Origin of the sequence: Acinetobacter sp. UBA6720 (assembly GCF_002454215.1) — a bacterium.
Lineage (GTDB): Bacteria > Pseudomonadota > Gammaproteobacteria > Pseudomonadales > Moraxellaceae > Acinetobacter.
Genome location: NZ_DKIK01000080.1, coordinates 1 through 1,718 on the forward strand (window position 1 = coordinate 1; position 1,718 = coordinate 1,718).

Genomic DNA, 1,718 nt, shown 5'->3' on the forward strand with positions numbered 1-1,718 from the left:
CATGAACAATTTAATGAATTTGACTTATCTAGTTTACGTACAGGGATCATGGCGGGAAGCCCATGCCCACGTGAAATTATGCAGCGTGTGATTGATCGTATGCATATGTCAGAAATCACGATTTGTTATGGCATGACTGAGACTTCACCTGTCAGCGTACAAAGCTCAGTGAGTGACACCATTGATAAACGCGTCAGTACGGTTGGACATGTTCATCCACATGTCGAAATCAAAATTGTCGATCCTGAAGGGCAACTCGTACCACAAGGAACCTTAGGCGAGCTATGCGTCAGAGGTTACTCGGTAATGGCAGGCTATTGGGGTGAAGAAGAAAAAACCCGTGAAGTAATTGATGCCGCAGGTTGGATGCATACAGGTGACATTGCGGAGATGGATGCTGAAGGCTTTGTCAAAATCAAAGGTCGCATCAAAGATGTCGTCATTCGTGGTGGAGAAAATCTCTTTCCTAAAGAAATCGAAGACTTCTTATATACCCATCCTGCGATCTGTGATGTGCAAGTGATTGGTCTACCTGATACGCGTTACGGTGAAGAACTATGTGCTTGTATTATTTTGCATGAACATCATCAGACCAATGAAGACAACATCCGTAGTTTCTGTAAGGAACACATTTCACATAATAAAGTGCCTCGTTACGTAAAATTCTTTAATGAATTTCCTATGACTGCATCAGGCAAAGCGCAGAAGTTTAAGTTACAGGAAATTATGCGTGCTGAACTGAATTTAACTGGAAACGTATTCGACTAAATGATGTCTTACATCGCATAGAAAAAAACAGCATTTTAAAGTCATAAGGAAAAGGATCACAGTGAATGGCAAAAGATTTTAATAGTCCAAAGATCGTTGAAGAATATGATCAGCATATCCGTAAGTTAATTCCTGGATATGAAATCATTCATCAACAAGTGGATGCCATTTTACAGTCTGTACTTCAACCAATTGCACACATACTTATTGTTGGATGTGGAACAGGTTATGAGTTGGAATATCTGCTAAATAGACATCCTAATTGGAAATTTACTGCCCTTGATCCTTCCTTAGCTATGCTTGAAAAAGCAGAAATACGTGTCAAACAAATGGGGAAGTCTGCACAGGTACAATTTGTACATGGTGATCACTTTGCTTTAACTGAAGGTGCTGGTTTTGATGCTGCACTTTCTATTTTAGTCGCGCACTTTATAGCAGATGAACAAAAAACTGACTTCTACAGCAGTATTCATCGTTGTTTGAAAAATAGTGGACTGCTATTGACCTATGATTTGATGCCTTGCAGCAATCCTCAGCATCTACAAGCTTTACGTTATTTATGTATGGCTCAAGGTTTAACTGAATTGCAATGCCAAAAAATGTTTGATCGCATGGAAAATGACTTTTTCACTATTTCATTCAGTGAATATCAGCAACGACTTCAAGGCATTGGTTTTGAAGACGTGCACTCATATAGTCAAATCTTAATGTATCAGGGTTTGATTGCGAAAAAGGCAGAAATTGCCGAGTTTGCTCAAGCCTCATAACCCAAGGGACTCATTCATAATGGAATAAATGATTAGAAGAATAATTTAGCTTTTATTTTTACCAAATGTTCAATTAACAGTGACTTTTATAGTTATTGTGAGGTTCTTTTTGTCTAAATAAAGCGTTAAACAAAACAATGAAAGGAGGTAAAACCAAATAAAATCAGAACATTAGGTTTTAAA

2 protein-coding genes are annotated in these 1,718 nt (G+C 38.1%); both read left to right on the forward strand.

The window, feature by feature from the left end; genetic code table 11:
* A partial coding sequence (locus tag B4F08_RS07120; RefSeq protein ID WP_291373941.1) for an AMP-binding protein occupies nucleotides 1-768 on the forward strand: 768 nt, incomplete at its 5' end.
* Between the two features lie 65 nt (nucleotides 769-833).
* Entirely contained in the window at nucleotides 834-1,535 is a 702-nt protein-coding gene (locus tag B4F08_RS07125; RefSeq protein WP_291373942.1) for a class I SAM-dependent methyltransferase, read from the forward strand.
* Nucleotides 1,536-1,718 lie beyond the last annotated feature (183 nt).